Here is a 21,700-nt window from a genome sequence, read left to right as displayed (position 1 = left end):
GCCTGTCGGGCTACAGCAAGGCGGGTTGCACCAGCACGTCCTGCGTCTGGACCTGCAGCGGCAGCCGCACCGTGAAACAGGTGCCCGAACCCGCCGGGACCACCAGGCTGCTGACCTCGATCGTGCCGCCGTACAGGTCCACCGCGTTCTTGACAATCGCCAGTCCCAGGCCGGTGCCGGGAATCGCGCCGACATTGCTGGCGCGGTGAAAGGACTCGAACAGGTGGTTGACTTCATCGGCAGGAATGCCGATGCCGTTGTCCGACACTTCCAGCACCAGGTGCTGGTCGGCCAGAAAGACACGGCACAGCACAACACCGCCCAGTGGCGAGTACTTGACGGCGTTGGACAGCAGGTTGCCCAGGATGTGCCTGAGAAGTTTTTCGTCATGCAGCCCGGTCTCGCCCGTGGCCGTAAACACCAGGCGCAGTTCGCACAGGCTGTCAGGCTGCAGGGTGCGCGCTTCCTGGATCAGCTGCTGGCAGAGTTTTTCAAGATCCAGAGGCCGGGGTTCGAACTCCAGCATCTGGGCGTCGGATTTGCCGATCAGCAGCACGCGATCGAGCATGCGCGTCATGCGTTGAACGCTGGCCGCGATGGTGTCGAGCACTTCCGCCTTCTCGGGCGCGGGCAGGCGCTCGCCGTAATGCTTGAGGATTTCCCCGGATGAAAGGATGCTTGCCAGTGGCGTGCGGAACTCGTGGCTGGTCATGGCCACAAAACGGCTGCGCAGCTCGTTGAGTTCCCGCTGGCGCTGCAGCGCCTCGCGGGTATCCTGCTCCGATTTCTTGCGTTCGGTGATGTCAAGAAAAGTCCAGATCACACCTGCCTCCGGGTCCAGCGGCTGCAGGCAGCTGCCGCCCGCCTGCACCCAGAACAACTCGCCGCTGCGCCGCCGAAACTGCTGCTCGCAGGTATAGGTGCCGGCGGTTCTCAGGGCTTCGTGCGCGCGATGCCCGAAGTTTTCCCACGCTGCGGCGTCCGTGTGCAGCTGCAGGGCCGAATGGCCGATCAGGTCCTCGCGCGTGTAGCCCATCATCTCGGCGAACTTGGCGTTGACCCACTCCAGCCGGCGCGCCACCGACAACACGATGCCGACCAGCGCGCTGTTCAGGATGGCTTCCCGCTCCGACGAGGTCCGTATCAGCTCGGCTTCCAGCTCCTTGCGCCGGGTGATATCCGTCATCACCCACACCGTGCCCTGCGTCAGGTCGCGCGGGCTGACGGCCTTGCCGGACAGGGAAATCCAGATATGCGTACCGGTGCGCTGGCGGACCTGGATCTCGGTCGCATAAGCCTGCCCCGCCCGGATGCAGGCCGCCACCTCTCCCCCGACGCGCAGGTAGTCCTCGCGCGACAGGTAGAACGGCTCCATCGAGGTCAGCGGCTGGTCGCCGGCGGCAAAAATCTCGAGCATGGCCTGGTTGGCCCAGCGAAAGCGCCCTTCCGGCGTCAGGAACGCGATGCCGACGATGGAGTTTGCAAGAATGGTTTCGCGCTCCTGCAGCACGGCGCGGTAACGCTCCTGCGACTGGCGCAGGGCTTCAACCATGGCATGGTCGGCCTGGCTGGCGGCCTGGGCCTTTTCCTTTTCAGCCAGCGCGACATTGATGCGGTCTGCCAGCGCAAAGGAAAGCAGCACCATCTCCAGCGCCGAACCGATCAGGAGGGCATTGGAGGTCAGCAGGTTGGAAGGCAGGATGCCCGTGTTGTGGAGCACAAAAGTCGCCACCCCCAGCAGCAGCACCGTCCAGGCGGTCAGGAAATAAGGCGCGCCGGGAAATTTCTGCAGCACACTGAGCACGCCGGCCAGCACAACCACCGGGACACTGACGATGGCCAGCACGGTCACCATCCACGATGAAACCGTGTAGGGCAGCAGCAGCCCGGCCAGCAGCGTCAGCAGCCACGCGCCGGTCAGGACCTGCATCACGCGGTTGATGCGCGGCATGCGCAGGGCAGTGTCGAGAAACCTGCGGGCGAACAAAAGCCCGAACGCGGCCGCGGTGGCCATGCCCACCGGCGGCGACACGCTGTTCCACCAGGTTTGTCCAGGCCAAAGAAACTGCCCGCCCAGTCCCGTCAACGCGGCCTGCGACACGGCCATGCCACCGACAAAACCGACATAAATCAGGTACGCCCGGTCGCGCACGGAAAAATACAGCAGCAGGTTGTACAGCAGCAGGCCGACCAGCAGGCCGAAGTAGAGGCTGAGAAGCGCGTACTCCTGCTGGTCATGCTGCCACAGTGCCCCGGGCTGCCACAGGGAGGTCGGGGCCGACACGGTTCCCTCCGACTGGACACGGAGATAAAGCAGGGTATCCGCACCGGGCTGCAGCGTCACCGGCAACACATGATTGCGGTGGGGCACGGCCCGGCTGGCAAAAGGCAGCAGATCCCCACCCCTTTGGTGGTCAAACCCGCCACGGGGGTTCTGTGTGTAGAGGTCCAGCCGGTCGATCGCCGGATAGCCGAGCTCCAGCAGCCAGGGCGCCGGTGTATCGGTCCGCGCCTGCAGCGTGACGCGCAGCCAGAAGGCCGACGAGGTCAAGCCGAAATTGGTGGCCGACCCGCTCTGGGCCACGGGCCTGAAGCGCGCCTGCTGGCCCGGCTGCAGCACCTCGTCCAGGGTCAGCTGGCCACCACGGTCTTCCAGCACCATGAAGGCGCGCGACAAGGGGTAGCGGCCGTCCTGGCCGATCACCAGCGTGCCGCCCTGCGCATGCAGCACGGGAAACATCAGCAGCGCCAGCACCAGCAGCAACCCGCGCAGCGCCAGACGCGGGCGGACAAGGTGTCGGAAACACAGGAGTTCAGGCATGTGGGTGGCGCAAAGCCCCTTTTTGGCGCCCATTATCCTACGCCGGACCTGGCGTGGAAGCTGGCGAACCCTGCCTATGGACAAACGCGTCGGGGCTGGTTAGTGTGACAGGCAACCCCGAAGGAAAACACCATGGCCCTGGACCACGCGCAGCCGCTTGATGTCATCAACGTGCAGCCCCTTGCCGGCAAGCTGCCGGATGTGAAAACCCACAGCCTGCTCAAGACAGGAAAACTTCAGCTGATGCGTCTGGTGCTGGCAGCCGGCCAGAACGTGCCCGAACACCAGGTCTCCGGGGAAATCACCATCCATTGCCTTGAGGGGCAGGCCGTCGTCAGCACACCCGGACTTTCGCGCACGCTCGGCCCCGGCGAGCTGATGGCCCTGCCCGGCGGCGAGCCGCATGCGCTGCAGGCCACCACGGACGCTTCGCTGCTGGTCACCATCTTGCTGAATCCCTGAACCGCGCGCCCCGGCACGGCCAGGTCGTCAAGGCCGGATGCTACTTTTTTGATAGCTGCCTGCGCTCTCCAGGCAAGGGCTGCAAGCTGTTTTTAGCAAAAAACCACTGGCTGCGGCGGCAAGCCCGGGCCTGAGATCTCAGGTCTCCGGCAGCGGCAGGTCCCGGGCGGTTTCGGCAATGCAATAGGCAAAAAACTCGTCGAGTTCGTTGGACTTGTCGAACACCGCATCGGCGCCCAGCGCCAGACTGCGCTGCCGAATATCGATCGTGGCGAAATTGGTCAGCACCACCACCTTCTGGTGGGGCTCGCGCTTGCGGCAGCCGGCCAGCACCCCCAGGCCGCTGCCCTCGCGCAGGAACATGTCGACGATGGCCAGTTGCCACTGCCCGTCATGCAGCGAGAGCCAGCGCGTGGCTTCGACTTCGGTGGCGGCATGACCGACCACGGTGACCGACGCGATCTCTTCCAGCGTGTCGATCAGGTTGGCGAGGATGGTCTGGTTGTCCTCAACGAGATAGGTAATGAGCGCCAAGGGTTTTCCTGCTTTCACGGGTCAGAAGGGACGGGGCCACCATGGGCCGGAACGGGCTGTCGGCAAAATGCGGACGCGGTGGCCATGGAAATCCTAGTTCAACAGGCCAAACACCCGCTGCAAGTGGGCTGCCTTCAGGCGCGCGTGGGCCGCGTCCAGCGCGGCGAAGGCCGCGTCGATGGCACGCTGGTCGGGCACGGGTGCGCGCAGCAGCATGTCGTAAGTGGCGCGAAGAAAATCGTAGTCGGCCAAGGCCACGGTGGGGCGAATGTGAGAGCTGGTGAGGTGTGCCTGCATGTCATCTCCGGCTTGGTGGGTACACAGTGCAGGGTCGGCCGATCCGGGCCCCACATGGAACTCACTATGGGCGGGCCGGCCCGACTTTGGCATAGGTCAACTCAATCTCCGGATGTCGGAGGCCACCTACCCGGCCGCCGCCGGGGGGCTACTGCATCAGTCCAGGTGATCGAGCAGCAGCGGCGCAACCATTTCCAGAAAGCGGTACTCGCCTTCAGGCAGGTGCCGGGCTTCGGGGTCCATCTGGCAAAGGGTGCCGTAGAGATGACGCGGACCGCGAGACAGCGGCAAGCCCACGTAGGCATTGATCCGCCCACGCTGGAAGTGGGCGGCCAGGCGCGGGTCGGTCAGGACATCCTCGCTGACAAAGGCCTGGCTGGCTTCCACAAAACTGCAAAGCGAGTGGTCACGGGGCGTGGGGGGCAAGGGAGAGGCCACCTGGCCCAGCCGGTCGTAAATACCGACGTTCAGCATCACATCGCCGTCGAGCTTGTAGATGGCCGTGTAGCGGTGCGGCGAGCGGCGGTTCAGGAAGGCCAGCGCGCCAGGAACCCCATGGTCCGCCAGCACTGCCTTGAATTTGGCAATGTCGTCAAAGCAGTCTTGCACTGGGGGGCTTTCAGTAGGTGGCCGGGCGGCCGTGGCGTGAAGCAACGATTGTATGCACCGGGACGAAGCTGGGGTCTCGGCTGGTGATGGGCGACGAAAGCCCAAGGCGGCTACAGCGGACGGAGATGGGTAGGCGGGTCCGAGTCGCCCATCGCCACCTTGAAGCGGATGTGGGCTTCGTCCATGGCCACCATGGCGTCGTTGACCGCTTTGTAGTCAGGCGGGTCCATGCTCAGAAAACGCATGTAGTCCGCCCGCGCCTCGTCGTAGTCGGCCAGGGCTTCCTGCGCTTTGGTGAGGGGAGCAGTCATGGGCCGGACCTTAAATCGGGGGTTGAACCGTTCCGGGTTCTTCCGGGTGCGCCGGCGGGGGCACGGGCCCGAGGTCGGGCTCCACCGGAAACTCGGCAGGCGCCGGCACGGTCTTCCCGCCAGGCGAGAGCGGCTCGCCATTTTCGGAAGGGTGGGAACGGTGGGTGGCCGACATGGTCGTCAAAAAGCAGTGATCCAGGATGACACCGGAGCACCTGCGGTCGCCAGCGCGGCTACCGCGGCGGTGCCCGCTGATACCGATGAGACATGGGCCACCCGAACCCCACACACACCGCCGCGGTGTAGCGGACAGCCCGGAAGACTTCGGTGGGATGGCATCTGTAACGATTGGCATGCCTCTATTTTTGATGAAATGCCACGCTTTTTCCATAGGCGGAATCTGAAAGGCCCTGTCAGTGACGGCCGACACAGCGACCGGTAGCGCGCCATCGCTCACTTTTTGATAGCTACTTGCGCAATCCACACAAGGGCCGAAGACCGATTTTGCTTCATGACAAGGACCACCGACGCGGGACTCAGAATTTGGGGATACGCAGCGTCTTGCTCAGCATCAGCGTGCCGGACAACACGAACAGCAGGGACAGAGGGTGCAACGCCCAGGGACCGAGCATCCAGACGCCGCCGTAGAGCTGGTCACCCAGGCGATCCTGCCAGGCAGCCACGGCCAGCAAGGCGGTCAGCAGCACACTGGTAGGAATCGGTGTGCCCTCGAAATAGGCCACCTTGTCGGCACCTGCCGACAGCGTTTCGGCCGTGACGTTGTACCGTGCCAGCCGGCTCACGCCGCAACAGACAAAGTAGATCAGCGCGATCCAGTCCCAGCCGCCACGCAGACCCGCCGCAAACGCCAGCGCGGCAGGAGCCACACCAAATGAAATGATGTCAGCCAGCGAATCAAGCTCACGCCCCAGCGCCGAATGCTGGCTGCGCCAGCGTGCCACGCGGCCGTCCAGCACGTCGAAGATGAAGGCCGCCGGGGCCATCGCCGCGGCCGCATAAAACCAGGCCTTGGCACCCTCCACCGCGTACAGCATCGCCAGAAAAACACCCGCCACTCCGCAGGCCGCATTACACAGCGTGAGAAAGTCTGCGAGGTGAAACTCGCGCAACATGGAAAAATGTCTGGGCTTGTCAGTCAAGGGCGCCTGCTTTCATCGGTGATCGTGTCGGTCCGGCCAGCCTGGTGGCCTGCCATGCCGTACTTTACTTATTTTTGCGGCACAGGAACCGGTACCAGCAGCACCGGCGCATTGGTCTGCGGCTCGATACGCACCGATGTGGCGCCCGCCGGCACAACCACGGTTTCGACCTCGCGAATCACCCCGCCGCCGGCGACACTGCCGCTGGCATTGCCGTAACCAATGACGCGGGCTTCGCAGGCCACGCGGTCTTCGCCCGTGAGCGCTTCACAGCGCAGGCGGGCATTGGCTTCAAACTGGGCGCCGCTGTTGTCCATCTTGCCGCTGCGTTTTTCAGCCCCGGCATTGTTGACTTCCCTCAGGCAGGTGGCCTGGTCCTGCTGGGACCGGCCCTCCATGCAGGCAGCGCGCTCCTTCTGAGCGTTGCCCGAGGCATCAATGCCGGTGGTGCCGGTCGCCGTGATGGGCGCCTGCGCCAGGGCCGCGCCCATGAGCAGGGACAGCCCCAGGCCGGCCCAGGCGTGGCGTGCGCGGAAAATGAGGTTGGTGGTGATCATGTGGTGTTCCTGAACGGTGAAAGATGCCTCAGTCTAGGCAGACGGGCGCGGCCGGCCTGAGGGAGATCACCCCCGCTGGTTAGCGCCACGTACGCGACTGTCTGTAGGACGGGTCTTTCAGCGGCCACAAAAAAGGCGGCCGTGGCCGCCTGGAAAGGGTCGGGGCGCTGCCCCTGCCTGCGTCCGGACTACCTGCCTCGCGAGCCGTCTGCCGGCAGGGTGAAGGAGTCTTCCCAGGGAGTCGCAAAACGGCCCGGCTTGTCACCTGTCATGAAGGACCCGGTGCCTTCGGGGTTGAAGCCGACGTTGCGGCTTTTCTCCCGCGGGTCGGTGTCGGCGGCCTGTTTGTCCTTGAGCTCCTTGAGCGCAGCAGCCTTGGCGGCGCGCACCTTTTCGCTGGTGAACTCGTCGAGCGCCGCATGAAAGCTGCTGTCGCCGCCCCGGGTCTCGTCGGCTTCGGCCTCCGACATCGGAACTTCGCCCAGAAATGCCGCCCGCATGGCGCCGCCGGTGGGCATACTCCCGCTGCGCACCGTGGTGTAGCCAATGCCGCATTCCAGCAACAGGCTTTCCTTCATGTCCTTCTGCGCCTTGGTCAGGCCCCGCTTGCCCGGCACATCGACACAGCCGACCACCTTGCCGTCCAGCGTGCAGACGGTGAAGCTGCAGTAAACCCCCTCCAGCAGTTCGTGCCAGTTCTGGTCCTTGTTCTCGGGCCGGTTTTTGGTGCTTGGAATCGTGAAACGCATGACGGGCACCTTGATCATCACCGCATGGTCCGCAAACGCCGTGCGCAGCCACTTCCACACCTCCTGCTCCTCGCTGGTCATCAGGCCACGGGCATTGAGCAGCCAGCGTGCCGGCAGGCGCAGCTTGCGTTCGACGCGCCGGCGTGACCAGCCCCAATGCGCCAGAACCCCCAGCCCGACGCCCAGCAAGAGGCCCAGCGCAGTCATCAGCCATGTGGACAGGTTCACGGTATCTCCTTCTTGTGTGGACAGGCTGGCGGATCAAGCCCGCCTCTGGCAGCCAGCATAAGTCACAAACACCCCGCCGGTCAAAGCAGGGCCGCGGGAACGGTTACCAAATGAAGCTCGGAAGCAGCGGCGCAGCGCGGGCGGCACTGTCGCAGCGGCTGCCTGGCGGCGCTCAGGAATTGATGACTCCTGCCGGGGGGAAAACACGTGGCCGGCGCTGCTGCTCCAGGCTGGCGTGCAGATGATCGTGCGCCGGCTTGATTGGCGAAGCATCCATCGGGTCGAAGGCCGTCAGCTCCAGCGATCCGCTGCCGGCCAGTGCTTCCGGGGCCAGGGGGTCGGTCGAGGCCGTCCCGCTCAACTCGATCTGCCCGATGAAAGCCGTGCGAAGGCTCTCACCCGCCGGCAGCTTGCCGCAGCTGACCATCACATAGGGGATGCCGCATTGCCCAGAACCGATTCCTTGACGTACCAGTGCGCCCTGTCACTGTCGCCTGCGCCCACGACGTCCACGCAGCCGATCACGGTTCCATCCGCGCCACAGACGGTGAACGTGCAGTAGACGCCGCTCAGGCGCTTGTGCCAGACCTTGCTTTCTGCGGGGGTGGTGGGCGCGGTGTAGCGCACCAGCGGAATTTTCAGCATGACGTGGTAGTCCGCAAAAACTCCGCGCAACCACTGCCAGACTTCATGTTCATCCGGCGTTACCAGCTCACGCGCCGTGATCGGCCACTGGCTGGGGGCACTCAGGCTGCGCAGGGCATCGCGCCGCCGATGGCCTCTGTCAAGCAGTCCGCAGGCGCCGGCCACAGATACCAGCAGCAAGAGCCCCAGAACGACCAGCTCCGCCAAATCATCGAACACACGTACCCCTTTTCGGGGGAGTCTAACCAAATCTGGGGGAAAAGATGATTTTTCTATCTAAAAGGAAACTTATTTTTCCCGATGCGTCCAACCGGCAATTGCTTCATGACGAAGCCCGGCGCGCTGGTCAGCGGCCTGCACCAGCCCGCATGGCTAACGGAATTTCTTGGTGAATTCGCGCACCACGCCGATGATCTCTGCATTCCCCAGGGGACGGATGGGGTAGCGCACGTTGAGCGGTTTGAGGAAAAGCTCGCCACCATCCCTGATGAGCTGCTTGAAGGTCGTCTCATTTTCGCCGTTCAGTGCAATCACATAATCGCCCGGAATAGCCTGCATTTCAGGCTCCACAATCAGCAGGGAGCCCTCCGGGAAGGAGTCTAGGTTGGTGCCCACCATGCTGTCCCCCTGGACCCGCAGCGCAAAGGTGTGGCGCTTGATAACGACCGTCACCGGCACCATTTCCAGTCCGTCCCTGGGGTTGAAGTTGTCAATCACCGTGTAATTTCCGGCCTGCACTTCCGAGATCAGCGGCACTTCAGCCCTCACGTCAAAGCCCGGGCTGACATTGGACCCCCCAGAGATCAACTCCGCCACGGAAACGCCAAGCAACTCCGCCACCCTGCGCTGGTTGGAACGTTTTGGCGCGGTGCCGCCTGGTCTTTCCCATTGTTGTACGGCCCCGCGGCTGACGCCTGCAGCGTCAGCAAACTGCTGCTCGCTCATGCCCAGCCGTTTGCGGCCTTCCCTGATTAATGTGTGAACACTCATAGTCTAGAGGTTAGGCTCTCGCCTCGATAGAAAATTTGTCTATAGATAGAAATTTCAGCGCCCCCGCGGAACGCAGCTGCGGTGCACAGTGACCGTGAAAAGGCTTGAAACAGGCGCCCTGCCGGCGCCTTCCAAACAAGCTCTGTGCGTAGCCTGCTGTTGTTCTTCTTGTTGATTCTTCTTGGTGTTGCTGAAGAATCTGGGCATGAAATTACACAAAAAAAGGTCTACAAAACCCTGTCAATCTTTTGTATTAATATCAAAAATGTAAGGAATCACCCCGGAATAGGGCCCCGGACAGGCAACTAACCGTCCTTGAGCAAAAACTGCATGCTGGTTCCCGCGAGCTCCAGCACGTCGTTGTGGGCCAGCGGCACCGCGTCGGCACCGATCGGCCGGCCATTGAGTGTCGGCAAGGCCTCGCCGGCCATGTGCGCCACGTAGTAGCCGTAGCGCCGGTGAGAGACGGCCACGACGCTGACATCGGGCTTGCCGAAGGTGGTCACCGCCTTGACCACAGGCACCTCCAGTCCGGCCGAGGAACCCGAGAGCACCTTGAAACTGGCGTGCAGGGTGCCCGCCCCGCCCGGTGCGCCGTGCCCCTCGAGCTTCATCGCCGCGGTCTCGTGGTAGCCGGAATCTTCCGAGGCCGAGAGGTACTGGATCCTGAAGTTTCCGATGGCGATGATGTCGTTGTCATGCAGCAATTGCCGCGACTTGATCATCTTGCCATTGATATAGGTGCCGTTGGTGCTATGCAGGTCTTCGACATACACGTCGGCCAGCCCCACCAGTTCAAACACACAGTGGTCACCGCTGACCACCAGGTTGTTGAACACAATGTCGTTGTGGGGCCGCCGGCCCAGCGTGGTCCGGTCCCTGCGCAGGTGGACATGCTTGATTTCGACCCCCTCAACCGATGCGATCAACTGCGGCATAAGGCCTCCCTGCTGCTTCCAGTCCGTTTGCGCGACTTTCACGCAACGGCCTGGCCATCGTATGCCTGGCGCTGCCCGGAAACAAGCCCCCTGTCAGCGCCTGCGCAGGGGCTGCAGCAAGGCGGACAGCCCGTTGTGGTCGATTTCGAGCATCAGTGCCAGCAAGCGACCGAGCTCGTTACGGGGAAAACCCTCGCGGGCGAACCAGGCGAGGTAATTGCCCGGCAGGTCGGCGATCAGCCGCCCCTTGTATTTGCCGAAAGGCATCTCGCGCGTCACCAGCAGTTGCAGGTCTTCTGGCTTCATGCACCCGCGCGCTTGACGGTCCAGCCCTGCCGGGTGAGCAAGTCCACCACGAGCGCGGCATGGTCGCCCTGCACTTCGATGACGCCGTCCTTGACCGTGCCACCGGAGCCGCAGGCCGTCTTGAGCTGTTTGCCGACAAGAACCAGCGCGGCGTCCTGCAAGGCCAGTCCCTTGACCACGGTCACGCTTTTGCCGCCACGGCCTTTGGTCTCGCGCGACACCCGGACAATGCCGTCGGACGGGGCCAGCGGCCGCGTCTGGCGACACACGCACTGGGCCAGCGCCTTGCGGCAAGCCGGGCACATGCGACCGGCCTCGGTCGAGTAAACGAGTCCGCCGGGGCTTGAATGACTTTTCATGGAATGCACCGATAGAAAGGAACTGCCTCCGGGCGGATCGCCCCGGGCACCACCGGCTATCGTACAGCGATGCGGACAGGAATCACCGGCAAGCCGGCGTGTCACCGCCCTCAGATGTGGCCGACGGGCTGCGGCGTGTGCCGCAAGTGAAGCGACAGGCCCAGCGCCTGCATGTGGTTGCCGTCGCGGCCGAGAATGGTCTCGGCCAGTGGGAGGAAAAACTCTTCCTCGAAACGCGCGTGCGAGGAATAGGCGTGCACCAGTTCTTCCACGGCATCGAGGTCCAGATCGACAGACTGGGCCTTCGCCGCGGCCTTGACGGAAGGCTCCAGCTTTTTCCACATCGCCTCGATCTGACGGTGCTGCGCCGTCAGGCGTTGCACCATGGTCTGGACTTCATCGGCCTCCTGGCCCCGGGCCGCGCTGCGCAACACGGCCGGAAAAAGCTCACGCTCCTCGTCCGCGTGGTGCTCGTACACAGCATGGTGGAACAGGGCCAGCGTGTCGGTGGCAATGGTTCGCGCCTGGGCCGCCGCCGCCTGGAGCGCAGGCAGTTCCGCAAAGGCCTGAAGCTTGGACAGAATGCCCAGATGACACAGGGAAAAACCGGTCAGCGGCTCGCTGGAATGGCCCGGGTCGTGCGCGGCAGGATGGGTTTTCATGCCGCCAATATAGGGGGGCGTCTGTGCGCCCGGCTTGATGCACATCAACAAAGCGGCCGCGCACCCCAGCAAGATAAGGGCCTGTTCATCACCAGACAAGGCTCCCATGTTCAAGAACATTCTTCTGGCGACCGACGGCTCCGAAGCATCCGCCCACGCGGCCCAACTGGCCGTCAACCTGGCGCGTACGCACGGCGCCAGACTCACCGCCCTGTACGTTGTGGACCCCTACCCTTACCTGAGCATCGGCGAGACCAACCCGCTGGGCGTTCAGGCCTATATGGCCGCTGCCCAGCAACACGCCGCGCAGGCCCATGCCAAGGTCGCGGCGCTGTGCGGTGCACCGGGCGCGGGCGTCAAGCTCGAAGCGCGCATGGCCGAAAACGTGTCCGCCGCCAACGGCATTGTCCAGACGGTCAAGGACGAAGGCGCAGACCTCGTGGTCATGGGCTCCCACGGCCGCACCGGCATCGTCCGGCTGATGCTGGGCAGCGTGGCCGCCAAGGTGGCGGCCGAGTCGCCGGTGCCGGTGCTGATCGCGCGCTGAGCGGCTGCGGTTACGGCCGCCTACCAGCCGATGGCCTTGGGCAGCCAGGTCGCAATCGCCGGGAAGAAAAACACCAGCACGATGCCCAGGATCTGCAACACCACAAACGGAATCACGCCCAGGTAAATGTGGCGCGTGGTCACGCCTGGCGGCGCCACGCCGCGCAGGAAAAACAGCGCCCAGCCGAACGGTGGCGTGAGGAAGGATGTCTGCAGGTTGATGGTGATCATCATCGCCAGCCAGACCATGTCGACACCGGCGGCCGCGAAGATCGGCAAAAACAGCGGCACCGCGATGTAGCTGATTTCGATCCATTCAATGAAAAAACCGAGCACGAAGATCAGACCCATCAGGAACCAGACCGCGGTGTTGATGCCGCCCGGCAAAAACGCGAACAGATCCTCGATCAGCTTTTCACCCTGCAGCCCGCGAAACGCCAGGCTGAAGACCTGCGAACAGATCAGGATGAACAGCACCATGGCCGAGATGCGTGTCGTCGTCTGCATCACGTCGCGCAGCACCGCCAGCGACAACCGCCGCGCCAGCGCCACCACCAGGATGGAGCCCAGCGCACCCATCGAAGCCGCCTCGGTCGGCGCGGCAATGCCGCCAATGATGGAGCCCAGCACCGACAGCACCAGCGCCAGCGGCGGCAGCGCCACCTTGAGCACGCGCAGCCAGAGCTGAGCGCGCGACACCGCGTCACGCTCAGCTTGCGGCACCGGCGGCATCGAATCGGGCCGGATCATGCCGTAAACCACGATCCAGCTCACATACAGCCCGGCCAGCATCAGGCCTGGCAGCACGGCGGCGGCAAACAATGTGCCCACCGACAACTGCATGATGTCGGACAGCAAAATGAGCACCAGGCTGGGTGGAATGATCTGCCCCAGCGTGCCGGAGGCGCAGATCGCGCCGCAAGAGATCGCTGGGTCGTAGCCACGCCGCAGCAGGGTCGGCAAAGTCAAGAGGCCCAGCGTGATCACGGTGGCGCCGACAATGCCGGTGGTCGCCCCCATCAACACGCCAACGCCGATGATGCCCAGCGCCATGCCGCCGCGCAGCCCGCCGGCCAGGTGGCCGATCACGTCAAGCAGGTCCTCGGCCAGGCGCGATTTCTCCAGCATCACGCCCATGAAGACAAACAGCGGAATCGCCAGCCACTGGTAGTTGGCGACCACGCCGTAAATACGCGCCGGCAGCAGGTTGAACAGCGACTCGCCGAAACCCATGAAGCCGAAGATGAAGCCACTGGCGGCCAGCGTGATGCCGACCGGGATGCCGCCCATCAGCATCAGGAAAAAGCCGATCAGCAGGCCAATTGCCAGCCATTCGTTCATGCTCATGGCGCGGCCTCCGGGGTCGTCGCGGGTTGCGGGCCAAACAGGCGCAGGGCAGCGCCCACACCCTGCGCCGCCGCCATCAGGCCAAACACCGCAAAGCCGACCGGGATCAGCGCCTTGAGCATCCAGCGGTGTGTCAGCCCGCCAGGGTCGGACGAAATCTCGTTGATCACATAGGACTGGCTCACGAACTGAATCGAGTAACGAATCACCAGTGCCGCCATGGCGACGGCCAGCAGCGCCGACAGCAAATCGACTGCCGCCTGCATGCGCGGCGAGTAACGTGCATAGAACACGTCAACGCGCACATGTTCACCTTTGAGCAGCGCGTACGTCATGCCAAACAGCACCAGTGGCGCCAGCAGATGCCACTCAAGCTCCTGCGCCCAGACCGAGCCGATGCTGAAGGCGTAACGCATCAGCACGTCGATGGACATCAGCACCACGATGGCCAGCGTGAGCCAGGAGGCCGCGCGGCCGATCAGATCCACCACCTGTTCAACGCGCGCCACGAAGGCGCGCGCAGGCCCCACAGCGCCCCCGGAGGCGCCGGCATTTTTTGCAACTGTCATGACCGGCTCAGGCCGTCAGGATCTTGTTGTGGTACGGCCCTTCGCTGTAGCCGGCCCAGGCGTCGTACTTCTTTTTGTACGCCATGTAGGAGTCGTGCACTTTTTTGGTCATTGCATCCTTGGCTACGGCTTCGGCCAGCACCTGGTTGGTGACCTCGCGCAGCTTTTTGAGCACCTCGTCGGGCAGCGGCTTGGCGATCACGCCCTGGTTTTTCACCAGGTCGTCCATGGCTTCGGCGTTGTTGCGCTGGCACCAGGCTTCGCTGATGACATTGCAGGCGGCCGAAGCGTTTTCGACCACGGCCTGCAGGTCCTTGGGCAGCTTGTCCCAGGCGGCCTTGTTGATCAGCAGTTCCGACACCGTGGCCGACTCGTGCCAGCCGGTGGTGTAGAGGTATTTGGCTGCCTTGTGCAGGCCCAGCTTGCGGTCCTGGAAGGGGCCGACAAACTCGGCCGCGTCGATCACACCGCGCTCGAGCGCCGGGAAAATCTCGCCACCGGGAAGCAGTTTCACGTCCACGCCGAGCGCCGCATAGACACGTCCGGCCAGGCCGGGGATACGCATCTTCAGGCCCTTGAGGTCGGCGCTCGATTTGATCTCTTTCTTGAACCAGCCCGTCATCTGCACACCGGTGTTGCCGCAAGGCATGGCCACCATGCCGAAGGGTGCATACACCTCGTTCCAGAGCTGCTGGCCGCCGCCGTCGTAGAGCCAGCCGTTGATGCCCTGGAAGTTCAGTCCAAACGGCACGGCCGTGAAGTACTGCGCGGCAAAGGTCTTGCCGGTCCAGAAGTAGCTGTTGGCATGGTTCATCTCGACGGTGCCTGCACGCACCGCGTCGAAACCTTCCAGCGCCGGAATCAGCTCGCCCGCACCAAACACCTGGATCTTCAGGCGCCCGCCCGACATGACGTCGATGCGTTTGGCCAGGTCGGTCGCACTGCCCGGCCCTTCCATGTAAAACGGTGAACCCTTGCCATAGGCGCTGGTCATCTTCCAGCTGAAATTCTGCTGGGCGCGGGCAATCATGGGAAAGCCGAGCGCGGTTCCGGCAGCCGCAGCAATGGATGCCTGACTGAGCAGTGAACGTCTTGTGGAGGTCATGCGATATTCCTTGGTGTAGATAAGCTGATGAGCCAGCATCTGCTGCGCAACCGGTCGGTTGTGCAAAGGGTTAGCATGCAAACAGCGTGCCACGGCAAGGTAGCGAAACACCCAACTTTTCAGTGTGTAGGGCGCCCACTACAGCCCGTAGACCAGCCCCGACAAGGGGCTCGAACGCAAGGCTCGTCAGCCGCGTCAGCCGCGTCAGCCGCGTCTGCGCAGCAGCGGCCTGACCATCAGCAGACCCAGGGCTGGCCCAAGGGCAAGCCAGGGCAGCACCACCGCCAAGGGCCAGGCCTGCGTGGCCCGCACGAAAACTTCGATGCTGAGCACCGAGATCGCAAAACCGATGCAATTGGCAAAGGTCAGCACGCTGCCGGCCACCGCAGGCGGCGCGTTCTGCGCAGTCAGGGTGGAGAACTGCGGCGAGTCGCCCGACACCGTCACGCCCCAGAGCAGCATCCAGGCCATGAACCACGGCAAGGGCGCGGCCAGCATCAACGGTGCGACCACGCAGCAGGCGCCGCTGACGGCCAGTTGAACTTGCGCCACACGTGCGCTGCCGAAACGCCGCACCAGCAGGCCGCCACCCACGCAGCCGGCGCTGCCGACCGCAATGATCCAGAAGGCCGCGGCGCTCACCGACGTGCCGGCCAGCCGGGTTGCCACGATCAGCGGCACCAGCACAAAAAAGGCATACAGCTCCCACATGTGGCCGAAGTAACCAAACACCGACGCGCGCAGGCGCCGGTCGGTCCAGATCAGGCCCAGCGCCCGCGGCGTGATGCGCGCGCCGCGCAGCAGGTACGGGCTCTCCGGCACCAGCCAGGCCGTGGCCAGGCCACCCAGCGTGGCCAGCAGCGACACGCCCAGCACCACCGCCTGCCAGGGCGAGCCGCCCCCTGCAAATGCCGGCAGGCCCGCGTCACCGGCCAGCGCACGCAAACCGTGCGGCAAGGCCGTGCCGAGTACCAGCGCGCCTATCAGCACACCCATCACCGCGCCCAGGCGTTCGCGGTACCAGCTCGCCGCGATCTTCATGCCCACCGGGTAAATGCCGGCCAGCAGAAACCCAACACCAAAACGCAAGGCCAGCAACAGCGTGAAGTCGCCCTGCACCCCCACGGTGGCGGCGTTGAGCGCCGCACCGAGCAGCGAGCAGATCAGGAACACGCGTGAAGGTGCAAAACGGTCGGCCAGCATCAGCAAGGCAAACACCAGCGTGCCCGCCACAAAGCCGAGCTGCACCGCCGAGGTCAACATGCCCACCGCGCCCGGCGGCAAGCCCCAGGCGCGCTGCAGGTCGGGCATGACGGCATTGACCGCAAACCACAGGGAGGTGCCGGCAAACTGCGACAGCACGATGACCGGCAGGATGCGCCGGGGAACGGCGCCCGCCATCAGCGGAACCTGACGCTCAGACCGGACAGTGGTGCATCAAACGCCGCCGTCCAGGTCTCGCCCGGCGCCACCGGCCAGGCATCGGTCCAGGTGCCGGTGGTCACCACGTCGCCCGGCTGCAGCTCGGGCGCACCGGGGCAGCTGCGCAGCTCCTGCAGGAAATGCTGCAGCGCATGCAACGGGCCGTCGAGCACATTCGCACCCACGCCCTGGTCCACCTGCCGCCCGCCGCAAGACAGCGTGATGTGTGCCCCGGCCAGCTTTTGCTCCAGGGCCTGCGCATCGCTGGCCAGCGTGGCCACCGGCACCCGTGCGCCTACCAGCAGGCGCGCATGCAGCGCACCGTCGGCCACGGTATCGGCCGCCACGAATTTCCAGCCGGGCTGGTGCGACTGCACGATCTCGAAACCGGGCGCGACCCAGGCGATGCAGGCAAACAAATCGTCAAGCGAGGCATTCACAGGGGGCGTCGCGGCCATGCCGAACACCGCTTCCGGCTCCAGCCGCGGCTGGCAGGTTCCCGCCAGCGACACCTCGCCCTGCCCTTCGCAATACGACAAGGTGGTGTCCCAGACCGTGCCCCAGATCGGTCCAAACACCTGGTAGCGCGGCCAGATGCTGCGATTGGTAAAACCCACCTTGTAGCCGCGCGGCTGTTCGCCGCGGTCCATGCGCAACTGCCGCACCGCCAGCGCGCGTTGATAAGCCGCAGGCACGTCCAGACCCGAGGCGGCGGGCCAGAAACCGGCATGGTCGTGATGGTGGAGAAGTTGCTCAGGCGTCATGGGGTCGAGCTTAACGCGGGTGGCCGGATTCCGCATGTCAAAGAATTACATGCAAAAACAGCCGTCAGCCCAATAGATACGGGCGCCACCAGCTATTATTTTGATAGTCAGCAGAAGATGATGGCCAGCAGCGCCGGGTCTTCCACCAGGTTCAGCAGCGCGTAGCCGCCGACGCGGTAGACGAGGTAGACGGCTTGCGCCATCAGCTGTTCAAACGCCATCATCGCTTGCCGGTCCCTGCTCAGGCCTTGGTCTGCGCGGCCTTGCGGTCAGCCACCACTTTCTGGGCCGAAGGCCGCTCGCCGATAAGCTTGACATACGCCTTGTAGTCCACCCCGCCGGCCAGCAGCAGGTCTTCGCCAAACGCGATCTTGCTGGCCATGCCCACCAGCGGCAGGCTGGCAAAGGCGGCGCAGTCGGCCTGGGTGAAAGTGTCGCCGGCCACATAGGGCGAAAACTTCGCCAGCTTTTTGAAGGCGGCAATGTTGGCCTCCAGCTGTTTGCGGATGCGCGCCAGGTTGCCCTCACTCAGCGGCTCGGCACCGAAAAACGCCGCGCCATACAACTGGCGCGCGACGATCTCCAGGTGCCAGTCGATGAAGGTGGTGAGCTCGCGCACCTTGGCGGCGGCAAAGGCATCGGCCGGCAGCAGCGGCGACTGCGGGTAGGTGGTTTCGATGTAGTCCAGGATGGCCTGGCTCTCACACAGCCCGCCGTGCTCGGTACGGATGAACGGAATTTTTCCCAGCGGCGAAGCGCCGAGGATGGCTTCGTCCTTGCTGTGCGTGGCGGCATGTTCCTCGGCAAAAGGCACGCCTTTTTCAAGCAGCGCGAGTTTGACCTTGTTGTAGTAGTTGGACACGGGAAAGCCGCAAAGGGTAAGCATGGTGTTGTCTCCTGGAAAGATGGCTCCGAGTTTATGCCGCCCGGCGCGCCCGGCATGCAACGGCGGTGACAGCCGCCGGCCACCCGGTGCCACCCCGCCGATCTGTGTGACTTCTGCCGCTTTCTCCTCCAATTGTGGGACGACAGCCAGCGGCGCCAGCGCGAGTATTTTCTCCTCATCCACTTCGTTGACTGGAAACACCATGAGCAACTACTACTGGGACGAAACGCAAATGAAGGCCGACGGCGCCAACCCGACCATCCTGGCGATCGGCGACTCGTGGTTCTGGTACCCCTTCTTCGGGGGCAGCCTGACCAACTACCTGGGCCAGATCGTGGCGCCCAAAAGCCACGTCATTCTGGCCAAGGGCATGAACGGCGCCGAAGCCTTTGACTATGTGGACGGCAAATACGCCGACAGCGTGCGCAGCACACTCAAGCTGTACGGCGCAGGCCTGTCGGCCGTGTTCCTGAGCGGCGGCGGCAACGACTTCGCCGGCTTCAACGACATGCGGCCGCTGCTCAAGGACAGCTGCTCGGGCGAAACCACGGCCAACGGCTGCTTTCGCGGTGGCGCGCAGGGTCTGCAGGGGTTTCTGGACCGCATGGACACCTATTACCGCAAGCTGATTGGTGTGGTCTACACCCGCACCCCCCTGAACTGCCTGATCGTCATGCACACCTACGACTATGCGATCCCGGACGGCAAGGGCGTGTTCGGCAAGGACGGCTGGCTGCAACCCGCGCTGACGGCCGCCGGTGTCAAGCCCGAGCTGCACCAGGCCTGCGTGGTCTACCTGCTGGACGCTTTCTACAAGGTGCTGGACAACATCACGAAAATGGACCCCGCCCACCTGCACGTGGTGGACAGCCGCGGCACGCTAGGCCCCGGCGACTGGGCCAACGAGTTGCACCCCAAGGGCTCGGGTTTCAAAAAGATAGTCATGCAGTGCTGGAAGCCCGCGCTGAAAAACATCGGCCTGGCCTGAGCGGCCAGGGCGGCTTGAGCCTGAGGGGCTACGCCCGGTCGGGAAACAGCGGCGTCAACAGGCGCACGGCAATGTTGAAGCCGTCGCCGGCAGGTGTTACCCGCACCACCTGTGCCTCGCAGGTCAGCGGGTGCACACGGCCGGTGCGTGGAAACTCCAGCACCAGTTCCATATTGGCGCCAACTTCATAACTGCGGTCCGACTGGAAGTACAGCCCGGTCGCGCTCAGGTCATGGGTCGCGCCCTCGTCACCGTCGACCGTCAGGCGCAGCGCCACACCAAAACGCTGTGCCGCCCGCTGCTCCGTTGCCTGCGCCTTGCTCACAGACGCCTTCTTCTCGCCGCCCAGGGAAATGTCCATGACTTGTGTTCCTGCTGATGTCCGCACAGCGGACGTAAGCTCGAATTTAGGGCCAGATCACGACGCTCGTGTAGGCGAGGTAACACGTTGCATGTCGGACAGCGGGCCCACAGCGGGCCCACAGCCGGCGCCTGCCACCTTGCAGTGCCAGGCCCGCGCTGCGGCCAGTCCACCAAAGTTGAAGGTCAAAACGGCCTGCAGCCCCTGTCTGTCGGGCGCCAGCAGCTCTGCTATTGATAGCAGATCAAATACAGCGAGGTCGCGACTACCTGCACAACTGGTCTTCGCAGGGCACACCATCGTGGTCGCCGTCCATCTTGGTACCTGGGCAGTTTTTCAGGAAATACGTGGCTTCGGCGCAGGACGTCATCTGTGAACAATGCTGGCGGCCGTCGCAGACATAGGAAGCTGTAGCGGCACGCGAAGGCGCCAGGTCCAGCAAGGGTTGGCTGGCGGGCGACGTTGCTTCACTGGCACGATGGGCTGGCGCCACCTTCTGGTAATACGCATAAGCCTGCCAACCCAGTGCCGCCACCAGCAGCACGCCCACCACGGTCTTCAAAGCACCGCCGGGCGAATTGCCCGAACGGCTGATGCGCACCGGGCGGCTGCTGCGGTCGGGCTGGTACGCGGCATGCTGCGCACCCAAACCCTGCACATTCATCGCGCGTTTTTTGCCCTGGGGATTGAGCGCCACCTCGAAGGTCAGCGCCTCGTTCAGCACCGGTCGGCCACCGCGCCGGTATTCGGAAATGTGGACAAAGATGTCCTGCCCGCCCTGGCTGGGACTGATGAAGCCAAAGCCCTTGTCGTCGTTCCAGCTTTTGAGGGTGCCTTCGAAGCGCATGGGTGGGGCTTCTATTGGGTTTGATTCATCGACGCTGGGGTGTTCACGTGATCGCGAGACTTCGATTGTGAAGATCCTCAACAAAAATCCGCGCCGTTCCTATTTCGAACGTTGGCGTCAGTACACAAATAGCCAAGACACTCGCCACCTTCTTACGGGTTAATAAAGCCAACGATAGATTGCACTTCGTCAATGGTGGTAATGAACCACTCATCTCCAGGCGCATCTTCTTTCCAACGCCCTCTTGCTTTAAGAACGGCATGAATGGCATCTTCAACTTGGGCAACCCGTTTGACCGGCCACCGACCGAGGATTTCTGGTTTCTCGAAGTATCCTGCACCCCGACATTGTCCAAATACACGGGTCTCTACGTCAGCAGCGGTGGTAAGCCCAACCTTGATTGGAAATGGCTCCTTGCTTTTCTTAATTGCAGGGAAAGTGAAAGCATATATCCACCCGTTGAATTCAACGTCGACCTGCTCCTCAACGGCGTTGTCTACGTCCTCGGCAGCTTCCTGCGTCAACTCCGAGTCTGACTTCAGGCGATACATCCCGGACTGCCCCATCCAAACAAATGGTGATTCCGACCCTCGCTTTGCGCGAAGAGAAACGAAAAACCGAATGGCTGCGCCAACCTGATGCATTTTCCCTTCAGTGTCCCGCGCTGGGTACGTAAGACCCATTTGCTCATCCGTCAAATATCGGTTCAAAACTCTGTTAATGACAAGATTCAGTTTGAAAGGTTCACGCGATAGAGCTTCAGGTTCTTGGGCTAGTTCTGGCAGAAGGTGGTAGCGAGCAAATCGGTAGCAGAAGGAGGCATTCGGCTCGAATTCAAGGGGTAGAGACTTCATTGTGTTCTTGTCAAAAGTGATTCAGTTGTAAAGATATTCCGCTAGAAATATCTGTCGGCAAAGCGACTACCAACAGGTGGGCACAAATACAGCAAATGCCAAGTATCGAGCTCAGGCTACAACCCGTCATCCTGCAATCGGACTAGAAAGACGCACTCTTCTGTACGAGGCGGCAACGCTCATGTCGCTTCAGCGATCCAAAGGACAACTCTAAGCCTGCCAAACCCCATACCCCAACTCCCGCAACGCAATCCCCAACTCCACCTCCATGTCGCGCGCCCCTTCATACGGCATGGGGTTGTACATGGCATACAGGCCAGGCAGCAAACGCACACCCCACTTCTGCACATACACGTTGGACTGGATGCCGGCCTTGTGTTTGT

Annotated in this window: 27 protein-coding genes; 3 read left to right on the top strand and 24 right to left on the bottom strand. The window is 63.3% G+C overall.

What is annotated here, in order from left to right:
- Positions 1-10: 10 nt before the first annotated feature.
- Complete coding sequence (locus tag PSV33_RS02955; protein WP_300558468.1) at positions 11-2,821, bottom strand: 7TM diverse intracellular signaling domain-containing protein; 2,811 nt, start codon at positions 2,819-2,821, stop codon at positions 11-13.
- Positions 2,822-2,953: 132 nt separating this feature from the next.
- On the opposite strand from PSV33_RS02955, the gene PSV33_RS02950 reads away from it, so the two are divergent.
- Positions 2,954-3,283 carry a cupin domain-containing protein gene (locus PSV33_RS02950; RefSeq protein ID WP_300516715.1) on the top strand — a complete coding sequence of 110 codons (330 nt, stop codon included), beginning with the start codon at positions 2,954-2,956 and terminating at the stop codon, positions 3,281-3,283.
- 138 nt (positions 3,284-3,421) lie between these two features.
- On the opposite strand, the gene PSV33_RS02945 is transcribed toward PSV33_RS02950, so the two are convergent.
- The 14 genes from PSV33_RS02945 to PSV33_RS02880 form a co-directional block, all read right to left on the bottom strand.
- Entirely contained in the window at positions 3,422-3,817 is a 396-nt protein-coding gene (locus PSV33_RS02945) for a response regulator (protein WP_300558465.1), read from the bottom strand.
- 93 nt (positions 3,818-3,910) lie between these two features.
- Positions 3,911-4,114 carry a hypothetical protein gene (locus PSV33_RS02940; protein WP_300558462.1) on the bottom strand — a complete coding sequence of 68 codons (204 nt, stop codon included), beginning with the start codon at positions 4,112-4,114 and terminating at the stop codon, positions 3,911-3,913.
- 156 nt (positions 4,115-4,270) lie between these two features.
- The gene (locus PSV33_RS02935; RefSeq protein WP_300558459.1) at positions 4,271-4,723 is read right to left on the bottom strand and encodes a hypothetical protein; all 453 of its coding nucleotides are present in this window, start codon (positions 4,721-4,723) and stop codon (positions 4,271-4,273) included.
- Between the two features lie 110 nt (positions 4,724-4,833).
- Entirely contained in the window at positions 4,834-5,034 is a 201-nt protein-coding gene (locus PSV33_RS02930) for a hypothetical protein (RefSeq protein ID WP_300558456.1), read from the bottom strand.
- Positions 5,035-5,570: 536 nt separating this feature from the next.
- The gene (locus tag PSV33_RS02925; RefSeq protein ID WP_300516825.1) at positions 5,571-6,167 is read right to left on the bottom strand and encodes a CDP-alcohol phosphatidyltransferase family protein; all 597 of its coding nucleotides are present in this window, start codon (positions 6,165-6,167) and stop codon (positions 5,571-5,573) included.
- 95 nt (positions 6,168-6,262) lie between these two features.
- Positions 6,263-6,751, bottom strand: coding sequence for a hypothetical protein (locus PSV33_RS02920; RefSeq protein WP_300558453.1), 489 nt, complete (start codon positions 6,749-6,751; stop codon positions 6,263-6,265).
- 188 nt (positions 6,752-6,939) lie between these two features.
- On the bottom strand, positions 6,940-7,728 hold the full coding sequence (locus PSV33_RS02915; protein ID WP_300558449.1) for a DUF2726 domain-containing protein: 789 nt from the start codon (positions 7,726-7,728) through the stop codon (positions 6,940-6,942).
- A 172-nt stretch (positions 7,729-7,900) separates the two neighbouring features.
- Entirely contained in the window at positions 7,901-8,158 is a 258-nt protein-coding gene (locus tag PSV33_RS02910; protein ID WP_300558446.1) for a hypothetical protein, read from the bottom strand.
- Positions 8,155-8,592: a hypothetical protein gene (locus tag PSV33_RS02905; protein ID WP_300558443.1), complete on the bottom strand. Its 438-nt coding sequence runs from the start codon at positions 8,590-8,592 to the stop codon at positions 8,155-8,157. Before PSV33_RS02905 ends, PSV33_RS02910 begins: the two co-directional genes overlap by 4 nt.
- Before the next feature lie 153 nt (positions 8,593-8,745).
- A complete protein-coding gene (locus PSV33_RS02900) occupies positions 8,746-9,363 on the bottom strand; it encodes a S24 family peptidase (protein ID WP_300558440.1) in 618 nt (205 codons plus the stop codon).
- Between the two features lie 305 nt (positions 9,364-9,668).
- Positions 9,669-10,301 carry an FHA domain-containing protein gene (locus tag PSV33_RS02895; protein ID WP_300558437.1) on the bottom strand — a complete coding sequence of 211 codons (633 nt, stop codon included), beginning with the start codon at positions 10,299-10,301 and terminating at the stop codon, positions 9,669-9,671.
- 93 nt (positions 10,302-10,394) lie between these two features.
- A complete protein-coding gene (locus PSV33_RS02890; RefSeq protein WP_300558434.1) occupies positions 10,395-10,607 on the bottom strand; it encodes a DUF3820 family protein in 213 nt (70 codons plus the stop codon).
- Positions 10,604-10,966: a translation initiation factor Sui1 gene (locus tag PSV33_RS02885; protein WP_300558431.1), complete on the bottom strand. Its 363-nt coding sequence runs from the start codon at positions 10,964-10,966 to the stop codon at positions 10,604-10,606. Before PSV33_RS02885 ends, PSV33_RS02890 begins: the two co-directional genes overlap by 4 nt.
- A gap of 110 nt (positions 10,967-11,076) precedes the next feature.
- Positions 11,077-11,628, bottom strand: a complete 552-nt coding sequence (locus PSV33_RS02880) for a hemerythrin domain-containing protein (protein WP_300558428.1) — start codon at positions 11,626-11,628, stop codon at positions 11,077-11,079.
- Between the two features lie 106 nt (positions 11,629-11,734).
- On the opposite strand from PSV33_RS02880, the gene PSV33_RS02875 reads away from it, so the two are divergent.
- Positions 11,735-12,175: a universal stress protein gene (locus PSV33_RS02875; RefSeq protein ID WP_300558426.1), complete on the top strand. Its 441-nt coding sequence runs from the start codon at positions 11,735-11,737 to the stop codon at positions 12,173-12,175.
- A 20-nt stretch (positions 12,176-12,195) separates the two neighbouring features.
- Here the strand turns inward: PSV33_RS02875 and PSV33_RS02870 are convergent, their stop codons facing one another.
- The 6 genes from PSV33_RS02870 to PSV33_RS02845 all read right to left on the bottom strand — a co-directional run bounded on the left by PSV33_RS02870 (position 12,196) and on the right by PSV33_RS02845 (position 18,267).
- The gene (locus PSV33_RS02870; RefSeq protein ID WP_300558423.1) at positions 12,196-13,521 is read right to left on the bottom strand and encodes a TRAP transporter large permease subunit; all 1,326 of its coding nucleotides are present in this window, start codon (positions 13,519-13,521) and stop codon (positions 12,196-12,198) included.
- Positions 13,518-14,090, bottom strand: coding sequence for a TRAP transporter small permease subunit (locus PSV33_RS02865; RefSeq protein WP_300558420.1), 573 nt, complete (start codon positions 14,088-14,090; stop codon positions 13,518-13,520). Before PSV33_RS02865 ends, PSV33_RS02870 begins: the two co-directional genes overlap by 4 nt.
- Positions 14,091-14,097: 7 nt before the next feature.
- A complete protein-coding gene (gene dctP / locus PSV33_RS02860; protein WP_300558416.1) occupies positions 14,098-15,195 on the bottom strand; it encodes a TRAP transporter substrate-binding protein in 1,098 nt (365 codons plus the stop codon).
- Between the two features lie 204 nt (positions 15,196-15,399).
- The gene (locus tag PSV33_RS02855; RefSeq protein ID WP_300558413.1) at positions 15,400-16,596 is read right to left on the bottom strand and encodes a nitrate/nitrite transporter; all 1,197 of its coding nucleotides are present in this window, start codon (positions 16,594-16,596) and stop codon (positions 15,400-15,402) included.
- Positions 16,596-17,381, bottom strand: coding sequence for a hydratase (locus tag PSV33_RS02850; RefSeq protein ID WP_300558410.1), 786 nt, complete (start codon positions 17,379-17,381; stop codon positions 16,596-16,598). The genes PSV33_RS02855 and PSV33_RS02850 overlap by 1 nt, the downstream gene beginning before the upstream one ends.
- Before the next feature lie 241 nt (positions 17,382-17,622).
- Positions 17,623-18,267 (bottom strand): glutathione S-transferase, encoded by a 645-nt coding sequence (locus PSV33_RS02845; protein ID WP_300558407.1) that lies wholly within the window; start codon positions 18,265-18,267, stop codon positions 17,623-17,625.
- A 202-nt stretch (positions 18,268-18,469) separates the two neighbouring features.
- On the opposite strand from PSV33_RS02845, the gene PSV33_RS02840 reads away from it, so the two are divergent.
- Complete coding sequence (locus PSV33_RS02840) at positions 18,470-19,255, top strand: SGNH/GDSL hydrolase family protein (RefSeq protein WP_300558404.1); 786 nt, start codon at positions 18,470-18,472, stop codon at positions 19,253-19,255.
- Between the two features lie 28 nt (positions 19,256-19,283).
- On the opposite strand, the gene PSV33_RS02835 is transcribed toward PSV33_RS02840, so the two are convergent.
- The 3 genes from PSV33_RS02835 to PSV33_RS02825 all read right to left on the bottom strand — a co-directional run bounded on the left by PSV33_RS02835 (position 19,284) and on the right by PSV33_RS02825 (position 21,317).
- The gene (locus PSV33_RS02835) at positions 19,284-19,616 is read right to left on the bottom strand and encodes a PilZ domain-containing protein (RefSeq protein ID WP_300558401.1); all 333 of its coding nucleotides are present in this window, start codon (positions 19,614-19,616) and stop codon (positions 19,284-19,286) included.
- Between the two features lie 265 nt (positions 19,617-19,881).
- A complete protein-coding gene (locus PSV33_RS02830; protein ID WP_300558398.1) occupies positions 19,882-20,463 on the bottom strand; it encodes a cold shock domain-containing protein in 582 nt (193 codons plus the stop codon).
- 152 nt (positions 20,464-20,615) lie between these two features.
- Positions 20,616-21,317, bottom strand: a complete 702-nt coding sequence (locus PSV33_RS02825) for a GIY-YIG nuclease family protein (RefSeq protein ID WP_300558396.1) — start codon at positions 21,315-21,317, stop codon at positions 20,616-20,618.
- Positions 21,318-21,700 lie beyond the last annotated feature (383 nt).

The organism is Polaromonas sp., from assembly GCF_029945895.1.
In the GTDB taxonomy this organism is placed as follows: Bacteria; Pseudomonadota; Gammaproteobacteria; order Burkholderiales; family Burkholderiaceae_C; genus Polaromonas.
Note: the sequence above shows the minus strand (reverse complement) of the source record. Positions and strands in the feature narration are given on the sequence as shown.

Bases quoted from the DNA above. Each gene is read 5' to 3' on its own strand.
- PSV33_RS02925 (WP_300516825.1), bottom strand. From the start codon at position 6,167: ATGTTGCGCGAGTTTCACCTCGCAGACTTTCTCACGCTGTGTAATGCG.
- PSV33_RS02930 (WP_300558456.1), bottom strand. From the start codon at position 5,034: ATGACTGCTCCCCTCACCAAAGCGCAGGAAGCCCTGGCCGACTACGAC.
- PSV33_RS02880 (WP_300558428.1), bottom strand. From the start codon at position 11,628: ATGAAAACCCATCCTGCCGCGCACGACCCGGGCCATTCCAGCGAGCCG.
- PSV33_RS02855 (WP_300558413.1), bottom strand. From the start codon at position 16,596: ATGGCGGGCGCCGTTCCCCGGCGCATCCTGCCGGTCATCGTGCTGTCG.
- PSV33_RS02890 (WP_300558434.1), bottom strand. From the start codon at position 10,607: ATGAAGCCAGAAGACCTGCAACTGCTGGTGACGCGCGAGATGCCTTTC.
- PSV33_RS02940 (WP_300558462.1), bottom strand. From the start codon at position 4,114: ATGCAGGCACACCTCACCAGCTCTCACATTCGCCCCACCGTGGCCTTG.
- PSV33_RS02920 (WP_300558453.1), bottom strand. From the start codon at position 6,751: ATGATCACCACCAACCTCATTTTCCGCGCACGCCACGCCTGGGCCGGC.
- PSV33_RS02845 (WP_300558407.1), bottom strand. From the start codon at position 18,267: ATGCTTACCCTTTGCGGCTTTCCCGTGTCCAACTACTACAACAAGGTC.
- PSV33_RS02825 (WP_300558396.1), bottom strand. From the start codon at position 21,317: ATGAAGTCTCTACCCCTTGAATTCGAGCCGAATGCCTCCTTCTGCTAC.
- PSV33_RS02875 (WP_300558426.1), top strand. From the start codon at position 11,735: ATGTTCAAGAACATTCTTCTGGCGACCGACGGCTCCGAAGCATCCGCC.
- PSV33_RS02950 (WP_300516715.1), top strand. From the start codon at position 2,954: ATGGCCCTGGACCACGCGCAGCCGCTTGATGTCATCAACGTGCAGCCC.
- PSV33_RS02900 (WP_300558440.1), bottom strand. From the start codon at position 9,363: ATGAGTGTTCACACATTAATCAGGGAAGGCCGCAAACGGCTGGGCATG.
- PSV33_RS02840 (WP_300558404.1), top strand. From the start codon at position 18,470: ATGAGCAACTACTACTGGGACGAAACGCAAATGAAGGCCGACGGCGCC.
- dctP (WP_300558416.1), bottom strand. From the start codon at position 15,195: ATGACCTCCACAAGACGTTCACTGCTCAGTCAGGCATCCATTGCTGCG.
- PSV33_RS02885 (WP_300558431.1), bottom strand. From the start codon at position 10,966: ATGAAAAGTCATTCAAGCCCCGGCGGACTCGTTTACTCGACCGAGGCC.
- PSV33_RS02955 (WP_300558468.1), bottom strand. From the start codon at position 2,821: ATGCCTGAACTCCTGTGTTTCCGACACCTTGTCCGCCCGCGTCTGGCG.
- PSV33_RS02850 (WP_300558410.1), bottom strand. From the start codon at position 17,381: ATGACGCCTGAGCAACTTCTCCACCATCACGACCATGCCGGTTTCTGG.
- PSV33_RS02865 (WP_300558420.1), bottom strand. From the start codon at position 14,090: ATGACAGTTGCAAAAAATGCCGGCGCCTCCGGGGGCGCTGTGGGGCCT.
- PSV33_RS02830 (WP_300558398.1), bottom strand. From the start codon at position 20,463: ATGCGCTTCGAAGGCACCCTCAAAAGCTGGAACGACGACAAGGGCTTT.
- PSV33_RS02870 (WP_300558423.1), bottom strand. From the start codon at position 13,521: ATGAGCATGAACGAATGGCTGGCAATTGGCCTGCTGATCGGCTTTTTC.
- PSV33_RS02835 (WP_300558401.1), bottom strand. From the start codon at position 19,616: ATGGACATTTCCCTGGGCGGCGAGAAGAAGGCGTCTGTGAGCAAGGCG.
- PSV33_RS02895 (WP_300558437.1), bottom strand. From the start codon at position 10,301: ATGCCGCAGTTGATCGCATCGGTTGAGGGGGTCGAAATCAAGCATGTC.